Here is an 18,567-nt window from a genome sequence, read left to right on the forward strand (position 1 = left end):
AACGGGCTTTGGGTTGGAAGCAACCGCTCAGTACACGTCCCGCGCGTATCGCTTCGCGCGCGCCATCTCCTGGATATACGCGCCGGCCTCGGCTTCGTTCATGCCGCCGTGCCGCTGAATGATCTGCTTCAGGGCGGCCTCGACCTCCTTCGCCATCATGCCCGCGTCGCCGCAGACGTAGAAGTGCGCGCCCGCCTTCAGCCAGGCCCAGAGCTCCGCGCCGTGCTCCAGCATGCGGTGCTGCACGTACACCTTCTCCTTCTGATCGCGGGAGAAGGCGGTGGTCAGCCGGTGAAGCGCGCCCGCGTCCCGCATAGCCTCGAGCTCTTCCCGGAAGTAGAAGTCGCAGGCTTCGCGCTGCTCGCCGAAGAACAGCCAGTTGCGGCCTCCGGCGGACGACGCCCGGCGCTCGTGCAGAAATCCGCGGAACGGGCCGACGCCGGTTCCGGCGCCGACCATGATCATCGGCGCGGCCGGATCGGCGGGCGGGCGGAAGTGCGGCGCCTTCTGCACGAAGATCGGCACTTCGGCCGCCTCGTCCGCGCGTTCCGCGAGGTAGACGGAGCAGACGCCCTTGCGGAGCTTGCCGTTCTGCTCATAACGGACGGTCGAGACCGCGATATGCACTTCGCCGGGATGGGCGGCGGCGCTCGAGGCGATGGAGTACAGGCGCGGCTGCAGCGGCCTTAGCGCCGCAAGCAGCTCTTCCGCGCCGGCCTTGGTCGGGAACTCCCGCAGCAGATCGGCGGGCTGGCGGCCCCAAAGCCATTTTTTCAGCTCCTGCTTGGCATCGTCCCGAAGCAGCGCGGCAAGCCGGCCGCTGCCGGAGCGGTCGCGAACGAGTTCCAACAGCGCGGGCGTGATCCGCGTAATGTCGGCTTGCTTAAGCAGCGCGGCCCCGAGCGTCGTGCGTTCGCCCTTGACTTGGACTTCGGCGTCCGGCGGAAGCCGGAGCGCGTCCAGGATATCCGCGACCGTCTCCGGGTCGTTGGTCGGCCAGACGCCGAGAGCGTCGCCGGCTTCGTAACGGAGGCCCGTGCCTTTCAGATCGAACACGTAATGGCGGGTATCCTTCTCCGAGCCCGGGCCGTTCAACGGCCGCGCGGCCAGCAGCTTCGCCGGCAGCGGATGGTTGCGATCGTAATGCCGGTCGGCGGGCTCGGCTGCCGGGTCGTTCGCGCGAAGCGCCTTCACTTCCGACTCCAGCGTCCGGTGCCATGCGTCCAGCGCGTCCTCGCCGCCGGCGTCGCAGTCCGCGCGGTCCAGCAGCCGCTTCGCGCCCAGCTGCCCCAGCCGCTCGTCGAGACTGCGCCCGAAGCCGCAATATTGATCGTAGCTGGAGTCGCCGAAGGCGAGCACCGCATAGCGCAGCGCTTCGAGCCGGGAGACGGCGTCTTCGGAAAGCGCCTGCCAGAACCGCGCGCCGTTATCCGGCGGATCGCCGGCGCCGAACGTGCTCGCGACGAGCACGACCAGCCGTTCGGACGGCAGTTCGGCCATATCGTAAGCGTCCATGCTCACCAGGCGCACGTCGTTGCCCGCCAGCTGCAGCCGCCGGGCGCATTCGATCGCGGCCGCTTCGGCCGTGCCGGTTTGCGACGCCCACAGAATCGTGACGCCGGTACGCGTCCCCGCGGCCGGCCGGGCGCCGTCCGGCGCGCCGCTTTGGCGCCGCGCGTCCGGGACGGCCGCGGGAGCGGCCGCCGCTTCGGCAAGCGCCGCGCCGGACCCCGGCGCTGCGGCATGCCAAGCGGCCGATCCGTTCGCCGGGCCCGCTCCGCTCGATCCGTATTCGGCCGCAGGCAGATAAGCGCGGGAGAACATGCCGGCCAGGATGCCGTCCAGCCAGAGCCGCTTGGACGGCTCGAGCGGCGCGGTCGGAGGGAGGACGGGGACGCCGGCGGCGGCCGCCGCTTCGTCGGTCCGGAGGCTGGCGATGAAACCGGCCACGTACATTTTCTCATGCTGGTCGAGCGTCATGGGGGAACCCGCTTCGATGCCCAGCATGTTTGCCAGCGTATCCACTTTGGCCATAAAGATCTCCTCCTTGAATAAAGCGGCGCTCGCTTCGGCCGCGGGCTGCCGATCGGCGGGTTCGATCGCGGGAGAACCGACGGGTTCGCCCCCGATTCGCTCCGCGTTCGCGTGCGTCCGCGTCGTCCGCGTCAACGAGACCGCGCAATATTTCAGCTCGGGCTGGAGCGATACGGGATCCGCCGCGTCGCTCGTCACCGCGTTCACGGCGAGGTCCGGGCCGAACAGGTCGTTCCAATGAAAGGGCGCGAAGCACCCGCCCGGCAACACGCGGTCCGTCACGACCGCCGGCAGGACGGCTTTGCCGCGCCGGGACGCGATCTCGACGAGATCGCGTTCGCGGATGCCGAGCTCGGCCGCGTCCTCGGGATGAATCTCGACGAACGGCCCGGGGTTCAGCTTGTTGAGCGCGGCGATCTTGCCGGTCTTCGTGAGCGTGTGCCATTGATGCTGCACGCGGCCCGTGTTCAGCACGAACCGCCGCTCGGCGTCCGGCATCTCCGCGGGCGGGAGGAAGGGGCGGGCGAAGAACGCGGCTTTGCCGGACGGCGTCGGGAAGACGATCCGCGGCACGCTGCCGTCCTCGCGTACGGCGAGCCGAGGGCCGGCGCCGTCGTTCAAGTAGCGGACCGGATTGCGGCTCGGGCCGTCGTCCGCCGCCGCCGGCCATTGCACGGGCGTCTCGCGCAGCCGATCGTAGCCGGCTCCGCGCAGGTCGTAGCCGGTCTTCGGGTTCCGCGCCCGCTGAAGCTCGCGGTAGACGTCCTCGGACGACGCGTACGTGAACGCGTCGGCGAAGCCCATTTCGCAGGCGACCTCCGCGACGATCATCCAGTCCGGCATCGCCTCGCCCGGCGGATCGACCGCCTTGCGCATCAGCGTCAGGTTGCGCTCCGAGTTGATCATGACGCCCTCGGCCTCGGCCCACAGGGCGCCCGGGAGCAGATAGTCCGCGTAGGCGTTCGTCTCCGTCTCCAGGAATACGTCCTGCGCGACGACGAGCTCGGCGGCTTCCAGGCCGGCGATGACGGTGCCGCGGTTCGGGACGGAGGCGACGGGGTTCGTGCAGATGATCCAGCAGGCCTTGATGCCGCCGGCCGCCATGCGCTCGAACATCGCGACGGTGCCCGGCCCCGCTTCGGCCCGCAGCGTTCCTCGCGGAAGACGCCATAGGTCTTCGGCGAACCGCCGGTCCTCCTCGACGAGCGCCGATCGCTGCCCGGGGAGCCCCGGGCCCATGTAGCCCATCTCGCGGCCGCCCATCGCGTTCGGCTGGCCCGTCAAGGAGAAAGGCCCGCTGCCGGGACGGCAGATCGCGCCGGTCGCCAGGTGGAGATTGCAGACCGCGTTCGTCTGCCACGTGCCGTGCGTGCTCTGGTTCAGCCCCATCGTCCAGCAGCTGATCCATTCCGGCGCTTCGGCGATCCACGCGGCCGCTCGGCGGATGTCCGCTTCGGGAATGCCGGTGGCTTGCGCCACGCTCGCCGGATCGTACGCGTCCAGGAAGGCCGGCATGTCTTCCCATCCGGTCGTATAGGCCGCGACGAACGCCTCGTCGACGGCGCCTTGCTTGTGCAGCAGGTGCAGCAGGCCGTTCAGCAGGGCGAGGTCGGTGCCGGGCCGGATTTGCAGGAACAGCGACGCTTTATCCGCGGTCGCGGTGCGGCGGGGATCGACGACGATCAGCTTCGCCCCGGCTTTGACCCGGTCCATCATGCGGAGGAACAGAATCGGATGGCAGTCGGCCATGTTGGCGCCGATGACGAAGAAGAGATCCGTCCGGTCGAAATCCTCGTACGAGCCCGGCGGTCCGTCGGCGCCGAGCGACAGCTTGTAGCCGCTGCCGGCGCTGGCCATGCACAGCCGGGAATTTGACTCGATGTTAACTGTCCTAACATACCCCTTGGCGAGTTTGTTCACGAGATACTGTGCTTCGAGCGACATTTGGCCCGATACGTAGAAGCTGAGCGCGTCCGGGCCGTGTTCGTCGAGAATGGCGCGGAGCTTGCCGGCCGTCTCGCGGATCGCCTGCCGCATGCCGACGGGCGACGGGGCCAGCCCGCGCGCGTCTCGCTTGTGCGCGGACGCCAACCGGCCCGATTCGGCGACCGCGGCGGCGCTTGTGGCGCCTTTCGTGCACAGCCGGCCGAAATTCGCGGGATGCGTCTTGTCGCCGGACACTTTGACGACGCGGCCGCCCTCGACGTCCATGACGATGCCGCAGCCGACGCCGCAGTAAGGACAAACGCTTTTTACCTGTTTCGTGGTCACGCTGCATCACCTTGCCGGATCAGCTGCCCGTATGCAAGACATCGATATGTCGGATTACGAACAAACTGGATTTTTAATGTTAGTTTATATAACACATTAAATCTTGTCAATCGTCATCGGATGGTTTATGTTATTTAATATGACATAACGCTATTTGCGGTGCGCGGGAAAGTCCTGACAAGGAGATGCGCGTCCGCGCGTATAGATAGGAGGAAACGAGGATGCGCACGCCTCGAGGAAGCCGCATCGCACGCAACCAACGACTTCAGGAAGGGGCCAAACCGATGGCGAAGGAACGACTGCCCAAACCGATCTACGAACAGCTTGCTTATTTCCGCTACCAAATCCGCAAATTCATCCGCTTCAGCGAAGAGGCGGCCCGCGGCAAGGGCTTGACGCCGCAGTACCATCAGCTGATGCTGTCGATCATGGGCTTCCCGGGCCGCGAGCACGCCACGCCCAAGGAGTTGGCGGAACGGCTGCAGATCACGCCGAATTCCTGCATCGAGCTCATTCAGCGCTGCGAGGAGCTCGACCTCGTCCAGCGGTTTCCGAATCCGAACGACCGGCGAAGCATTTTCATTCGGTTGACGGACGCCGCGAAGGAGATTCTCGAGGAGCTCTCGGAGATTCATATGGAAGAGTTGAAGCGGGCTGGGCTGCTGGAATTCAAGGATTATTCGCATCTGGACTCCAACGAAGCTTGAACGACGGCCGCGAGGCTCGGCCGCGCAAGCCAAGGGAGAAGGCTTCGAACGCGCAAGCGCCCGCCGATTCGTTTCCGATAAGGAAGCGGTAATCGGCGGGCGCTTCTTTGCGCGCGGCGCCGAGACGCGCTCGCATGGGGCGGGCGGCGAGTCTTCGCGATAGCGCAAGAAAAAATATTTTTTTAATAATTGAACAAAAAGTGAACGCTACGTGACAAAATTGTGTTATACTATTCTTATAAAACGTCACCGGGAGTGTTGCACGATGAACGAAACCCAAAAAACAACTGGTACCGAAGTGATCGTCCCGTCCCAAGCGGAGAAAATCAAGTACTGGACGTCCCTGATGCCGCGCATCGGTTTTGGATTGATGCTCATCGGCATCATCATGAGCGCTTGCTTCGTTCATGATTTCAAAGACACGAACTTGGGCCTGATGGTCGGCTTCGGCTTTATCATCGGCGGCATTCAAGTGCTATTGCTCGGGTCGTTGTTCCACGCGCTGCAGCCGAAGTTCGCCAAAGAACAGCAGGCAATGCCCGCAGGCCAACAGCCGGAACGCATTTAACTTTAATCGTATAGCGCTTACACGTTCAAGAGACAGCGATTCGTCGCTGTCTCTTTTTTGCGTTTTTGGGGCGCTCTGGAAAAGCCCAATATTGTGACAGCTTGAACGATGAAAATGCAGGGTTCATTTCCGGATTTTCCTAATAATTCGCCGTGAAAGCCCTTAACTACGCCATTCGTGAACGACTGATGAACGAAAAGTGTCGGAAAAGAAACAGAAGATTGACGGATTTGTTAACGGCGGTAACAACCGCGCGGTCATCTGTTATGCTAGCGTCAAAGGGCCATGAGAGCACGCTGCATGTGTAAGGAGATGAGTAGCAAGATGAAGAAACGTTCCAAACTCCGCGGCTTGATGCTGCTGATAACCGGACTGCTGACGACCGTGCTTTTGTCCGGCTGCGACGGCAAGTTCGTCGTGTTCGACCCGCAGGGACCCGTCGCCGAAACGCAGTACCGGCTGATTATCCTGTCGGCCATCCTGTGCGCGATCGTCGTCATTCCCGTGCTCGCGATCACGGTATTTATCGTACTGCGATATCGCGACAAGCCGGGCAACAAGGCGCCGTATAAGCCGCACTGGGACGACAGCAAGGTGCTGGAGATTCTGTGGTGGGGCATTCCGGTCATCATCATCGGCATCCTGGGCGCGTACACGGCCCGCGATACGTATGCGCTGGCGAAGAAGCCGCCGGTCACGGACGTGAAGCCGGTCAAGATTCAAGTCACGTCGCTCGACTGGAAATGGCTGTTCCAATATCCGGATCAAAACATCGCGACCGTCAATTACGTGCATATCCCGGCCGGCGTGCAGGTCGATTTCGAACTGACGAGCGACGCGCCGATGAATTCCTTCTGGATTCCGCAGCTGGGCGGCCAAGAGTATACGATGCCGGGCATGGCGATGTCGCTTTGGCTGCAGGCCGATCGTCCGGGCGAGTATTACGGCACGGGCGCGAACTTCTCCGGCAAAGACTTCGCGCATATGCGCTTCAACGTCATCGCCGAATCGCAGGAAGACTTCAATAAATGGGTCCAAAGCGTGAAAGGCTCGGGCAACGAGCTGACGAAGGAAGGCTACGAGGCGCTGGCTAAACCGAGCCAATCGGGCGAGCAGACGTTCTCCTCGTATCCGGCGGATCTGTTCGATTCCGTCGTCATCAAGAACGGCGGCCACCATATGGACATGGACATGGACATGGACAAAGACGCGGACAAAGGCGATAAAGCCGACGCGGACGACGCGAAGTCCGATTCCAAGGACGCCCACGACATGGACGATATGAGCGACATGGATATGAGCAATATGAATTCTAGTGAAATGAATCACAATCATCAGTAGGATGAGGGAGGAGCACCAACTATGTACGCCAGTATAAAATCATTCGCCTCCTCATTTTTTGTGACGGGCGATCCGCTTATCTACGGCGCGGACGTCTCGATCGGACTAACCTCCATCGCCATCGTGTTCGTTCTCTTCTACTTCAAGAAGTGGGGCTGGCTGTGGCGGGAATGGCTAACGACCGTCGACCACAAAAAAATCGGGATGATGTACTTGATCGCATCGCTGCTCATGCTTTTCCGCGGCGGGGTCGACGCCCTGCTCATGCGGGCGCAGCTCGCGATGCCGAACGTGCATTTCCTGCAGGCGGATCACTATAACTCAGTATTTACCACGCACGGCACGATTATGATCTTGTTCATGGCGATGCCGATGATGTTCGGGCTGTTCAACATGGTCGTGCCGCTGCAGATCGGCGCGCGCGACGTCGCGTACCCGTATCTGAACGCCGTCAGCTTCTGGCTGTTCTTCTTCGGCGCGATGCTGTTCAATATCAGCTTCGTCATCGGCGGCTCGCCGGACGCGGGCTGGCTCAGCTATCCGCCGCTGTCGGAGATGTCGGGCAGTCCCGGCGTCGGACAGAACTTCTACATCTGGGGCATTCAGATCTCCGGTATCGGCTCGCTCGCGACGGGGATCAACTTCATCGTCACGATTCTCAAGATGCGCGCGCCGGGCATGAAATTGATGAAAATGCCGATGTTCACCTGGTCCGTCTTTTCGAGCAGCGTCATCATCATCTTCGCGTTCCCGATTCTGACGGTTACGCTCGCGCTGCTGTTCATCGACCGGTTCCTCGGCGGCCATCTGTTCACGATGGACGGCGGCGGGAACCCGATGATGTACGTCAACCTGATCTGGATGTGGGGTCACCCCGAGGTGTACATCGTTGTGCTGCCGGCGTTCGGGATTTTCTCCGAAATCGTCGCCACGTTCTCGCGCAAACGGATTTTCGGCTATAAATCGATGGTATTCGCACTCATGAGCATCAGTATTCTGTCCTTCTTCACCTGGGTTCACCACTTCTTCACGATGGGCTCGGGGGCGGACGTCAACGTCTTCTTCGCCATCGCGACCATGGCGATCGGCATACCGACCGGGGCCAAGGTGTTCAACTGGCTGTTCACGATGTTCCGCGGCCGGATCCGGCTGGAGCAGCCGATGATGTGGACGCTCGCGTTCATTCCGTGCTTCGTGGTCGGCGGCGCGACGGGCGTCATGCTCGCGGTGGCGCCGGCGGATTACCAGTACCACAACAGCTACTTCCTGATCGCGCACTTCCATCAGGTGCTCATCGGGGGCGTCGTGTTCGGTTATCTCGCGGGCATCTACTACTGGTGGCCGAAGCTGTTCGGCTTCAAGCTGAACGACCGGTTGGGCAAATACGCGTTCTGGCTGTGGAACATCGGCTTCTACGTCTGCTTCATGCCGCAGTACGCGCTCGGTTTCATGGGCATGACGCGCCGCGTGTACACCTACGGCTGGGATATGGGCTGGGGACCGCTTAACCTCGTGTCGACGATCGGCGCCTTCCTCATGGGCATCGGCTTCGTCTTCCAGGTGTGGCAGATCCTCTACAGCGTCAAATTCGGCGAACGCGACACCACGGGCGATCCATGGAACGGCCGCACGCTGGAATGGTCGATACCGTCGCCGCCGCCGATGTACAACTTCGCGGTCGTGCCGGTCGCGGCCGAACAGGATTCGTATTGGGAAGAGAAAGAGCGCCGCAATTTCGCGCCGGCTCCTCCGGTTCCCGCATCGAAGCTGGAGTCGATCCATATGCCGAAAAATTCCGGCATTCCGTTCATCTTCTCGGCGTGCTGGTTCGTTGCCGGCTTCGGCTTCGTCTTCGACTGGCTCTGGATGGCCATTCTGGGAATGCTCGGCGTAGGCGCGACGCTGCTGGCCCGTTCCTTCCAATACGACACCGATTATTACGTACCGGTCGAAGAAGTCATCGAGACCGAAAAAGCAGCAGGGAGGGCGGTATAAATGCAGCATGCCATTCAACACGGCCATTCGAACGGGGCCGAGTCGCATGACCATGGCCATCACGACCAAGAGTCGATGAAAGTGCTCGGCTTCTGGATCTTCCTCGTCACCGACTGCCTGCTGTTCGGCACGCTGTTCGCCACGTATGTCGTCCTCAAGGCGCATACCGACGGCGGACCGACCGGCAAGGAATTGTTCGAAATCCCGGGCTTCGTGGCGGAAACGTTCATCCTGCTGACGAGCAGCTTCACGAGCGGACTCGCGGTCCTGGCAATGAACCGGAAGAAGGTCGGCCAGCTCATCGGTTGGCTGATCGTCACCGTCGTGCTCGGCGCCTCGTTCGTCGGCCTCGAGATCAACGAGTTCGTCAACATGGTGCACGAAGGCGCGACGATCTCCACCAGCGCGTTCCTGACGGCGTTCTTCGTCCTGGTCGGCACGCACGGCCTTCACGTCTCCGTCGGCCTGGTCTGGATGATCGGGCTCATGATCCAGCTGAAGATGCGCGGCATTACGCCGGTCACGCGGCGGAAAATCACCGTGATCAGCCTCTACTGGCACTTTCTTGACGTGGTGTGGATCTTCCTCTTCACGATCGTTTACTTGATGGGGGTGATGTAAGATGAGTCAGCATCCTGCGGGCGCGGCCGAACACGGCCATGGCCATCACGACGAACACGAGAACCACGGCTCGCTTAAAGCCTACGTCATCGGTTTCATTATTTCCATCGTCCTGACCGTGATTCCGCTGTTGGTCGTGTTCGAAACGAGCATGAACAAAACCGGCGTCATCATCACCATCATTACGATGGCCGTCATTCAGCTGATCGTGCAGCTCTTCTTCTTCATGCACATCCGCGAAGGCGAAGGCCCGAAGTACAACGTCATGGCGCTGGTCCTGGGCTTGTTCATCGTCCTCGTCATCGTCGGCGGGTCCGTGTGGATCATGTCGTTCAACTCGGTCGTACAATAACCGCAAAGCAATGCGTTCAGGCGCGCGGCTCTGTCCCGTTAAGGGAGGGCCGCGCGCTTTTTCGCCTGCGGTCAGCGAGGGGCGGCGCGAACAAATGCCGGGCATGCGTCGAGGCCTCGAATACATTCGTTCATGAGGGTCGACGGAATGAGCGGTATCGGAACGGGTCCGAAACGGTCTATTAATGGCGTTAAATGTCTAAATGGTGGTTCGGCTGCGTCGAGGTTCGTCGAACGCTGTTGGGCACAGCTTAGACAATCCGGATCCCGCAGTCCTGACATTCCGATTCCGTTGCCCGGACATTTCGATCCCGAAGCACGGGCATTTTGATTCCTAAACTCTGGCATACCACTGCCGCCGTCTTGCTTAGGCGGGGTGGACACGGCTCCGCCATATATATTTAATCTCGTTAATTACTGTGCGGCCGCCGTCCGAATGGGAGCGCAACATCCGAAAATCCTCCCCGTGTTATAACGGAACAAGAATGCATTCGCATCAAGGATGTTGGACTTAATTGATTAATGGAGTTAATTATAGCGGCGGCATTCCGGCGCGGGCCAATCGTTGGTATAGTGAAGGAGAGTCAATTCCTAGTAGCGGGGAGCGTGGGACGGCATGATACCGAAAGCGATTTTGCTGGATTTGGACGACACGATTATCGCCTTCGACCACGGCGTCGATATCGACGGCTGCTGGCGCAAGGTATGCGGCATTCACATGCGGGAAGAGGAGGCGCGGCAGCTTGAGCTGATCGCGCGGATCAAGCGGCAGGCGGCGTGGTTCTGGAGCGACGCCGAACGGCATCGGGTCGGGCGGCTCGATCTCGACGCCGCGCGAACGACGATCGTCGCGGCCGTTCTGGAGGAGGCCGGCCTTGCCGACGACGGTCTGGCCGGGCGCATCGCGCGCGCGTACGGCGAGGCGCGCGACGCCGCCGTCGCGCTTTACGATGGCGCCGTGGAGACGCTGCTCGATCTGCGGGCGCGCGGCATCAAGCTGGCGCTCATCACGAACGGCAGCTCGCGGGCGCAGCGGAGCAAGATCGAGCGGTTCGGGCTCGCGCCGCATTTCGACTGCATCCTCATCGAGGAAGAGTACGGCACGGGCAAGCCCGGAGAGGCCGTATACCTGCATGCGCTCGAGCGGCTTGGCGTCGACGCCGGGGAGACGTGGATGGTCGGCGACAATTACGAATGGGAGATCGCCGCGCCGCAGTGGCTTGCCATCAAGGGGATCTGGATCAATCCGAAAGGCTTGGACCGCCCCGGCACCGCCGTGCCGTACAAGACGCTGGCGTCGTTAAACGAGCTCGGGGCGTTATTGGACGTAGTCGCGGCAGAATCGGTTATTTAACGGCATAAATCGACAGCCATTGCGGCAGGGCGGCCAACGGATTGGCGCGCCAATCGCCGAGCGCTTCCAGTTCCTCCGGCGAGAGCGGCGTCTGGTCGTCCCGCGATTCGTCGATCCAGAAGGAGCCGTCTTCCGCGTACGTTTCTTCGATGCGGGCGATGCGCAAACCCGCCCCGGACATCGCGTTGGCGATATCCTGCACGCGCCACGTATACCTAGGCACGTCGCCGAACGGGCCCGTACCGTCGTACGGCCTGACGACGCGGAGCTTCCGGTCGGCGTTGTAGTCGAACGGCCTAGTGAACGGGTGCTCGTCGTACATGACGCACGCGCCGCCGTCCTTCAAGACGCGGCGGATGCTGCCGTACATCGCCGGCAGGTCGGAGATCCAGACATGGACGCCGTTCGACGTATAGACGAGGTCGTACGCCCCGTCGGCGGCCGCGTCCAACCGCATCGTATCGGCCTGGACGAAATCGATCGCCCAGCCATGCTGTAGGGCGATGGCGCGGCTGTTGTCCAGCTGCCTATCGGAGATGTCGCAGGAGGTCACGCGGGCGCCGAGCAGGTGAAAGGCGAAGACCGCGTGATTGTTGCCGCTCGACGGCACGCATACCCGTTTGCCGCGCAAGTCCGGCAGCGCGCGCTTGATCAGCGCGAGAGTCGCCGGGTGGAAAGCGGATTCGGGACGCGCGATCAAGCCGGCGATGACCTCGCCGGTCCGGTAGCGTTTGTACCAGGTCTCGGACCATTCGTTCCATTGGTCGCGTATGAGCGCGGAGCGATCGTCCATGACGCACCTCTTTTCTTGGGATCATCGCATTCTTGCGTGCGGGATTCGAAGGATGCCGGAATTCCAGGCTGCCGGATCTGCAGGTGATTCGGCTGATTTAGGAATGTCTTCCTATAGCCACCATACCGGACGGGCGCGCGGCGCGTCAACGGCGATTTTGACCGAGCCGGCAATTTGCCTATTGACGCGTTCGGCGGCTGTTGGCTATAATGACAACTAATTCAACACAACCGAAATTCCTTGACGGGAAAGAGTACGTCGGGCTGTCCGTATCGCAGAGAGTTGGGAGAGGTGCGAACCAACATTCGGACGCCGGCCGAAGCCATCCCCGAGAAGCTAGCCGAAACGCAAGAAGTAAGCGATGCCGCAGGTCCAGCGTTAACGGGACGCGTATTGTCGGATACGTAACGGAGTGCTGCCGTCCATGACGGATGGCGGAACTAGGGTGGTAACACGGGTAACAGCCCGTCCCTTTTTTGGGGACGGGTTTTTTGGCGTCTTCGGGCGCTTCACGATCAAGAAGGAGGAGAAACGGATGGGCGGAACAACGTTAACGGATTTTTTGTCGCCGGCGGCTCGCGACATGCAGCCATCGGGCATACGGAGGTATTTTGATTACGCGGCGGGACGCAAGGATGTCATCTCGCTCGGCGTCGGCGAGCCGGATTTCGTGACGCCGAAGCCCGTCCGGGACGCCTGCGCGGCGGCGCTCGAGAAAGGCCGGACGACGTATACGCCGAATGCCGGCCTGCCCGAGCTGCGCGAAGCGATCGCGGACTACTTGGCCGCCTCGTTCCGGCTGCCGTACGATCCCCGGGACGAGGTGCTCGTCACGAACGGGAGCAGCGAGGCGATCGATCTCGCGCTGCGGTCGCTCCTGACGCCGGGCGACGAGATTCTGATTCCGGAACCGTGCTATATCGCTTATTCGCCGCTCGCGGCGCTGCTCGGCGGCGTGACGGTGCCGGTCGAGACGAAGGCGGAGAACGGGTTCAAACTGACGGCCGATTCGCTGCGGGCGAAGCTGACGCCGCGCTCGAAGGTGCTCCTCGTCAGCTACCCGAGCAATCCCACCGGCGCCGTCATGACGCTGGACGATTGGCGGCCGGTCGCGAAGCTGGCGGCCGAGCGCGGCTTGATCGTCATTACGGACGAAATCTACGCGGAGCTGACGTACGCCGGCCGCCACGAAAGCATCGCGGAGCTGCCCGGCATGCGGGAGCGGACGCTGCTGATCAGCGGGTTCTCGAAGGCGTTCGCGATGACGGGCTGGCGCGTCGGGTATGCCTGCGGGCCGGCCGAGCTGATCGCGACGATGCTTAAGATTCATCAGTACGCCGCGACGTGCGCGCCGATCCTGGGACAGATCGCCGCGCATGCCTCGCTTACGGTCGGTCTGGAAGAAAAAGACCGGATGGTGGCATCTTATAACCGGCGCCGCGCGATCTTCGTCGCGGGCTTGCGCGAAATCGGACTCCCGTGCCATGAACCGCTCGGTTCGTTCTATGCGTTTCCGTCGATCGCAACCACGGGCTTAAGCTCCGATGCATTCGCCACGCGGCTGCTGGACGCCGCCGGCGTCGTCGCGGTGCCGGGGCAGGTGTTCGGACCCGGCGGCGAAGGCTTCATCCGCTGCTGCTACGCCGCCTCGCAGACCCAGCTCGAAGCCGCGCTGGAGCGGATTTATACGTTTTTGCGGAATGTCTGAGCGCCGTCCGACTGAAAATAATCGAGGAAATGCTGCGCCCGCTTCGACAGGCGGTGGTCCTTGAGCCAGAGGATGCCGATATCCGATTGGAAATTGGCGTCCCGGATCGGCAGCATCGTGACGTCGCCGTACGGGAACGAGTTGAGGATCGATTTCGGGAAGACGGTCGCGCCGATGCCGGAGGCGATCAAGGACATGATGACCGTTACGCTGGAGCACTCGCAGATGATGTTCGGCTCGAGGCCATGGCGCCGAAATTCGTTCACGACCTGCTCGTGCATGCGGATCGTGTTGTCGGTCTTAAGCGTGAGCAGCGGATACTCCGCCAGCTCGCGCATGCCGATGCTCTGCTCTTCCCCGCCCGCGCGCGGCCGCGGCACCCAAGAGCTGGGGAACACCGTGACGTACGGATCGGACGGCAGCGGAAGCGTCGACAGCTTCGACGGCAGGATGCCCGTCTCGAACGGCAGGCGGGACACGACGAGCTCGATCGCCCGCTTGGCCAGCATTTCGCCGAGCAGAAAATGGTCACCTTCCGTGATTTTGAACGTAATTTGTGGATAGGCGGCGCGCAGCTGGCGAATCGGCTTCGGCAGGATCGAGACGCACGATACGACGGCCCCGATGGAGAGCGTCCCCCGTACGCCTTCCTCCAGCTCGCGGACTTCCAGCATCGTCTCGTCTAGCTGCGCCAGCAGCGATTCGGCTTTGGAACGGAGCAGCTCGCCCGCCGCGGTCAGGGTCAATTGCTTCCGTCCGCGCTCGAACAGCTTGGCGCCGAGTTCCTCTTCCATCAGCATCAGCTGGCGGCTGAGCGGGGGCTGCTCCATGTGCAGGAGTTTGGCCGCGCGCGTGATTTGCTTCTCCTCAGCTATCGCGAGGAAATATTTCAATTGCTTGAAGTCCATCGTGGTTCGCCTCTTTACGATACCCGTAGGGTATGGAAAATGGATAATTTAGATATTATTAATATAGTCACCGGCATAGTAAAATGCAATTAGTGCACTTATTACGTACGAGGGAAGGGATTCAGCATGATCGCATCGACACCGATTCAAATCGAACGCACGACAACTCCGAAACCGAAACCTCCGCAGGATAAGCTCGGCTTCGGCATTTACTTTACCGACCATATGTTCATTATGAATTACACGGCGGAGTTCGGCTGGCACCGCTCCCGCATCGTGCCGTACCAGCCGATTACGCTGGATCCGGCGGCGAAAGTGTTCCACTACGGCCAAACCGTGTTCGAAGGTCTGAAAGCGTATAAAACGGCGGACGGCCGCGTGCAGCTGTTCCGTCCGGACGCCAACATGAAGCGGATGAACCGCTCGAACGACCGGATGAGCATGCCGCCGATTCCGACGGAGCTAGCGCTCGAGGCGATCAAGGGGCTGGCGAAGATCGACCAGGATTGGATTCCGGACGGCGAAGGCAACTCGCTGTACATCCGCCCGTTCGTCATCGCCACGGAGGCGCTGCTCGGCGTGCAGCCGTCGCTCGAATACCAGTTCATCGTCATCATGTCTCCCGTAGGCGCGTATTACCCCGAAGGCATCAACCCGGTTAAAATCTTCGTCGAGTCCCATTACGTGCGCGCCATGGTCGGGGGCGTCGGGGAAGCGAAGACGGCGGGCAACTACGCGGCCGGCCTCAAGGCGCAGGACGCGGCCAAGGATCAGGGCTACACGCAGGTATTGTGGCTGGACGGCGCGGAGCATAAGTATATTGAAGAAGTCGGCAGCATGAACGTCTTCTTCAAGATTGACGGCACCGTCTACACGCCGGCGCTGAACGGCAGCATATTGGACGGCATTACGCGCAATTCCGTCATCCGGCTGCTGAAGCACTGGAACGTCCCGGTCGTCGAGCGCGTGCTCTCGATCGAGGAAATTTACGAAGCGGGCAAGAACGGCAAGCTGGAGGAATCGTTCGGCACCGGCACCGCGGCCGTCATTTCGCCGGTCGGCGAGCTGAACTGGCGCGGCGAGAAGCTGATCATTAACGGCGGCAAGACGGGCCAGCTGTCCGAGAAGATCTACAACGACCTGACGGGCATTCAATACGGCAAGCTGGAAGATCCGTTCGGCTGGATGATCGAAGTCCACTAATTGACGAATATACGAAGACCGCGCTATCCGGCGCGGTCTTTTTTTGTGCTGAAGGAACAAGGGACGGCGGAAGAAGAATGGAGCGAATATTATTAATGGCGTTAAACGTTATATTCGCTGTAATAGGCCATTTCGACGACGCCCCGGTTCGCGGCGAGCGAATCGGAGTCCAGGGTCAGCGTACGCACGCCGGAGGCGGCGGGCAGCCCTGTCGCCTCGGCGAACGGCGCCGCCGGCTCGAACAGCAGGCGGCCGACGATGCCGGTCGCCTTGGTGCGGTAGTGCATCGGAATGGCGACGGCCGGCTCGAGCTGCGCGACGGTTTGCGCGGCTTCGGCGCCGCCCAGCGTCATTTTGCCGCCGACGGGGACGATCAGGACGTCGACGCGGCCGATCGCGGCGGCTTGCTCCTGCGTCAAGAGATGGCCGAGATCGCCGCAGTGGCAGACGACGAGGCCGTCGACTTCGATGACGAAGACGAGGTTGCTGCCGCGCTTCGCGCCTTGATGCTTGTCGTGGAACGTGCGGACGCCGCGGATCGAGACGTCCTTGACGGTCGCCGGCTCGGGGCCGTTCACGAGCATGAAGTCGCCGGAAGCGGCCTTCACCTGGTTATGATCCCGGTGATCGTGCGTGACGGCGACGAGATCCGCTTCCACGACCGGCATGCGATACCCGAGAAACCGGCGGAAGGGGTCAATCAATACGCGGGTGCCTTGAGCGGACGTCAGAAGAAAACAGGATTGACCGAACCATTGCATATCCATCGCGATCTACCGCCTTGTCGTTGTTATATGTGCAAATAATAGCACATTAAAGACGGTTTGGCAAAGCCGCGCTCGAGAGGGGGAAGCGGAGGCAATTCGGATGGAGCCGCGAACTCTTGCTTCTGGTGCCCATCGCCATGCGTGCTTAACAAAAAAACATAACCGTCCGGCATGGGGCAAAGAAAAGCGGCTTCCGCCCAAAGGGGAAGCCGCTTTTGCGTTCGCCGCTTACGACGCGGCGTCGGGATACGGGAACAGGTCGACGACGCGTACGGTTTCGCCGTTTTCGCTCGTGAAGACGACGTGCTCGCGCCGCAGCTCGCTCGGGCTGTACAGCCCGCAGGCCGCGGCGAGCGAGAAGAGGCCCTCGCGCATTTGGAGGATGTAATTCATGACGCGCCACTGCTTCTCTTCCGGCACCAGCGCTTCCTGGTACTTGTCGTCCGTCGTCGTGATGCCCGTCGGGCACTTGCCGGTGTGGCACTGCATCGCCATGATGCAGCCGTTCGCCATCATGAAGCCGCGCGCGGAGTTGACGGCGTCGGCGCCGAGCGCCAGCGCGACCGCGACTTTGTCCGGCGTGATGAGCTTCCCGGACGCGAACAGCTTGAATTTGCCGCGGATGCCGAATTTGCGGGCCGTGTCGTCGAGGATGAGCAGCGCCGGGTAGAGCGGCAGTCCCATGCCGTCGGCCATCGCCTTGAACGTCGCGCCCGAACCGCCCTCGGACCCGTCGACCGTGATGAAGTCGGGGTACACGTCCAGGTCGATCATCGCCTGGAAGAACGGTTCCAGCCGTTTCGGATCGCCAACGACGATCTTCACGCCGACCGGCTTGCCGCCTTCTTCCTGCAGCGTGCGAATGAACTGCAGCGCTTCCTCCGGTTTCGTCAAGAACTCGAACCGGTTCGGCGAATTGACGGTTCGGCCGACGGGGACGAGACGGGCTTTCGCGACGGGCTCGGTGACTTTGGCGCCTTCCAGATGGCCGCCGCGAATTTTGGCCCCTTGATGGAATTTGAGCTCGAACGCCTTGATCTGGGCGAGCGACGCCTTGAACTTGAACGCCTCCAGCGAGAAATGCCCTTCCGCGTCCCTGTAGCCGTACAGCCCCGGCCCGATCTGGGCGACGATGTCCGCGCCCGTCTCGAGATGGGCGTCCGCGACGCCGCCTTCGCCGGTATTGATCCACGAGCCGCCGGCCATGCGCGCACCGGCTCCCGTCGAGTGGATATACCGCTCGCCGACAGCGCCGAACGACGTCGCCGATGCGCCGAACATGCCCTTGAGCCGCCAAGGCTCCCGTCGCCCCTCGCCGACCACGATGGCGTCGTCGTCGTGCAGCAGCCACGGTCTCACCTGCTCCTCGACGATTTTTTCCCTGCGCGTGAACAAGCCTTCGTCCATAATGACGTACCTTCGGCCTTGCCGCACGACGGCGTTATCGACCCGCAGCTCGCTGGTGAGCTTGGGGAACATCGCGTTGGATAAATAATAGCCCGGCTTCTCGTAATCCCGTCGCCCGCCGAACGAGATCAGATCCGTCCGGTATTTCGCCGCATAGACGAGCCCGACAAAATCCGCGCGCGAGAACGGTTTGCCTTCCGTATCGTTATCGAACCAGTATTGGCGGAATTCCGGTCCGAGCTTCTCGAGCAAATAGCGGATCCAGCCGAGAAACGGATGGGCGCGGATGACGGAGTGCTTCGGCTGCTTCGACAAGACGTACATGTACCCGAAGAACACGAGCGGAGGCACGAGGACGACGACGAGCAGCACGACGAGAATGGTAATCAGCATGCGAATTAACCTCCAGATGACAAAAAATGACCTTCAAGCAGACCAGGTATATCTTACCACGAATCGTCGGAATGATTCATTCGTCCGGGAGCCGGCCCGGCGCGCGTCCGGAGCCGAAAACAATGAAAACGGGATGAAAAAACAGA

At 61.8% G+C, this 18,567-nt stretch carries 14 protein-coding genes and 1 other annotated feature; of the genes, 9 read left to right on the forward strand and 5 right to left on the reverse strand.

Annotated features, from left to right (window positions below; all coding sequences use genetic code 11):
* Positions 1-27: 27 nt before the first annotated feature.
* Positions 28-4,305 (reverse strand): sulfite reductase subunit alpha, encoded by a 4,278-nt coding sequence (locus I8J29_RS03925; protein ID WP_208846368.1) that lies wholly within the window; start codon positions 4,303-4,305, stop codon positions 28-30.
* Positions 4,306-4,589: 284 nt separating this feature from the next.
* On the opposite strand from I8J29_RS03925, the gene I8J29_RS03930 reads away from it, so the two are divergent.
* From I8J29_RS03930 to I8J29_RS03960, 7 genes are all read left to right on the forward strand, one after another.
* Positions 4,590-5,012, forward strand: a complete 423-nt coding sequence (locus I8J29_RS03930; protein WP_208846369.1) for a MarR family winged helix-turn-helix transcriptional regulator — start codon at positions 4,590-4,592, stop codon at positions 5,010-5,012.
* A gap of 265 nt (positions 5,013-5,277) precedes the next feature.
* Positions 5,278-5,580 (forward strand): hypothetical protein, encoded by a 303-nt coding sequence (locus I8J29_RS03935; protein WP_208846370.1) that lies wholly within the window; start codon positions 5,278-5,280, stop codon positions 5,578-5,580.
* A 324-nt stretch (positions 5,581-5,904) separates the two neighbouring features.
* Entirely contained in the window at positions 5,905-6,921 is a 1,017-nt protein-coding gene (locus I8J29_RS03940) for a ubiquinol oxidase subunit II (RefSeq protein ID WP_208846371.1), read from the forward strand.
* Positions 6,922-6,942: 21 nt separating this feature from the next.
* The gene (locus tag I8J29_RS03945) at positions 6,943-8,916 is read left to right on the forward strand and encodes a cbb3-type cytochrome c oxidase subunit I (protein ID WP_090637256.1); all 1,974 of its coding nucleotides are present in this window, start codon (positions 6,943-6,945) and stop codon (positions 8,914-8,916) included.
* Positions 8,917-9,537, forward strand: coding sequence for a cytochrome o ubiquinol oxidase subunit III (cyoC, locus tag I8J29_RS03950; RefSeq protein WP_208846372.1), 621 nt, complete (start codon positions 8,917-8,919; stop codon positions 9,535-9,537).
* 1 nt (position 9,538) lies between these two features.
* Entirely contained in the window at positions 9,539-9,889 is a 351-nt protein-coding gene (cyoD, locus tag I8J29_RS03955; protein WP_208846373.1) for a cytochrome o ubiquinol oxidase subunit IV, read from the forward strand.
* A 615-nt stretch (positions 9,890-10,504) separates the two neighbouring features.
* Positions 10,505-11,242 (forward strand): HAD family hydrolase, encoded by a 738-nt coding sequence (locus I8J29_RS03960; RefSeq protein ID WP_208846374.1) that lies wholly within the window; start codon positions 10,505-10,507, stop codon positions 11,240-11,242.
* Here the strand turns inward: I8J29_RS03960 and I8J29_RS03965 are convergent.
* Entirely contained in the window at positions 11,235-12,035 is an 801-nt protein-coding gene (locus tag I8J29_RS03965) for a class I SAM-dependent methyltransferase (RefSeq protein ID WP_208846375.1), read from the reverse strand. The genes I8J29_RS03960 and I8J29_RS03965 overlap by 8 nt on opposite strands.
* Positions 12,036-12,266: 231 nt before the next feature.
* Positions 12,267-12,511 (forward strand) — a binding site (T-box leader).
* A gap of 59 nt (positions 12,512-12,570) precedes the next feature.
* Here I8J29_RS03965 and I8J29_RS03970 point away from each other — a divergent pair.
* A complete protein-coding gene (locus tag I8J29_RS03970; protein ID WP_208846376.1) occupies positions 12,571-13,743 on the forward strand; it encodes an aminotransferase class I/II-fold pyridoxal phosphate-dependent enzyme in 1,173 nt (390 codons plus the stop codon).
* On the opposite strand, the gene I8J29_RS03975 is transcribed toward I8J29_RS03970, so the two are convergent.
* Positions 13,719-14,651, reverse strand: a complete 933-nt coding sequence (locus I8J29_RS03975; protein ID WP_208846377.1) for a LysR family transcriptional regulator — start codon at positions 14,649-14,651, stop codon at positions 13,719-13,721. The genes I8J29_RS03970 and I8J29_RS03975 overlap by 25 nt on opposite strands.
* A 126-nt stretch (positions 14,652-14,777) precedes the next feature.
* On the opposite strand from I8J29_RS03975, the gene I8J29_RS03980 reads away from it, so the two are divergent.
* A complete protein-coding gene (locus tag I8J29_RS03980) occupies positions 14,778-15,854 on the forward strand; it encodes a branched-chain amino acid aminotransferase (protein ID WP_208846378.1) in 1,077 nt (358 codons plus the stop codon).
* A 101-nt stretch (positions 15,855-15,955) separates the two neighbouring features.
* Here I8J29_RS03980 and I8J29_RS03985 read toward each other — a convergent pair whose 3' ends face one another.
* A complete protein-coding gene (locus tag I8J29_RS03985; protein ID WP_208846379.1) occupies positions 15,956-16,621 on the reverse strand; it encodes an MBL fold metallo-hydrolase in 666 nt (221 codons plus the stop codon).
* 228 nt (positions 16,622-16,849) lie between these two features.
* Complete coding sequence (locus I8J29_RS03990; protein WP_208846380.1) at positions 16,850-18,421, reverse strand: FMN-binding glutamate synthase family protein; 1,572 nt, start codon at positions 18,419-18,421, stop codon at positions 16,850-16,852.
* Positions 18,422-18,567 lie beyond the last annotated feature (146 nt).

Source organism: Paenibacillus artemisiicola (assembly GCF_017652985.1).
Lineage (GTDB): Bacteria > Bacillota > Bacilli > Paenibacillales > Paenibacillaceae > Paenibacillus_Z > Paenibacillus_Z artemisiicola.

Coding starts and splice junctions, on each gene's coding strand:
- I8J29_RS03930 (WP_208846369.1), top strand. CDS start 4,590: ATGGCGAAGGAACGACTGCCCAAACCGATCTACGAACAGCTTGCTTAT.
- I8J29_RS03935 (WP_208846370.1), top strand. CDS start 5,278: ATGAACGAAACCCAAAAAACAACTGGTACCGAAGTGATCGTCCCGTCC.
- I8J29_RS03940 (WP_208846371.1), top strand. CDS start 5,905: ATGAAGAAACGTTCCAAACTCCGCGGCTTGATGCTGCTGATAACCGGA.
- I8J29_RS03945 (WP_090637256.1), top strand. CDS start 6,943: ATGTACGCCAGTATAAAATCATTCGCCTCCTCATTTTTTGTGACGGGC.
- cyoC (WP_208846372.1), top strand. CDS start 8,917: ATGCAGCATGCCATTCAACACGGCCATTCGAACGGGGCCGAGTCGCAT.
- cyoD (WP_208846373.1), top strand. CDS start 9,539: ATGAGTCAGCATCCTGCGGGCGCGGCCGAACACGGCCATGGCCATCAC.
- I8J29_RS03960 (WP_208846374.1), top strand. CDS start 10,505: ATGATACCGAAAGCGATTTTGCTGGATTTGGACGACACGATTATCGCC.
- I8J29_RS03965 (WP_208846375.1), bottom strand. CDS start 12,035: ATGGACGATCGCTCCGCGCTCATACGCGACCAATGGAACGAATGGTCC.
- I8J29_RS03970 (WP_208846376.1), top strand. CDS start 12,571: ATGGGCGGAACAACGTTAACGGATTTTTTGTCGCCGGCGGCTCGCGAC.
- I8J29_RS03975 (WP_208846377.1), bottom strand. CDS start 14,651: ATGGACTTCAAGCAATTGAAATATTTCCTCGCGATAGCTGAGGAGAAG.
- I8J29_RS03980 (WP_208846378.1), top strand. CDS start 14,778: ATGATCGCATCGACACCGATTCAAATCGAACGCACGACAACTCCGAAA.
- I8J29_RS03985 (WP_208846379.1), bottom strand. CDS start 16,621: ATGGATATGCAATGGTTCGGTCAATCCTGTTTTCTTCTGACGTCCGCT.
- I8J29_RS03990 (WP_208846380.1), bottom strand. CDS start 18,421: ATGCTGATTACCATTCTCGTCGTGCTGCTCGTCGTCGTCCTCGTGCCT.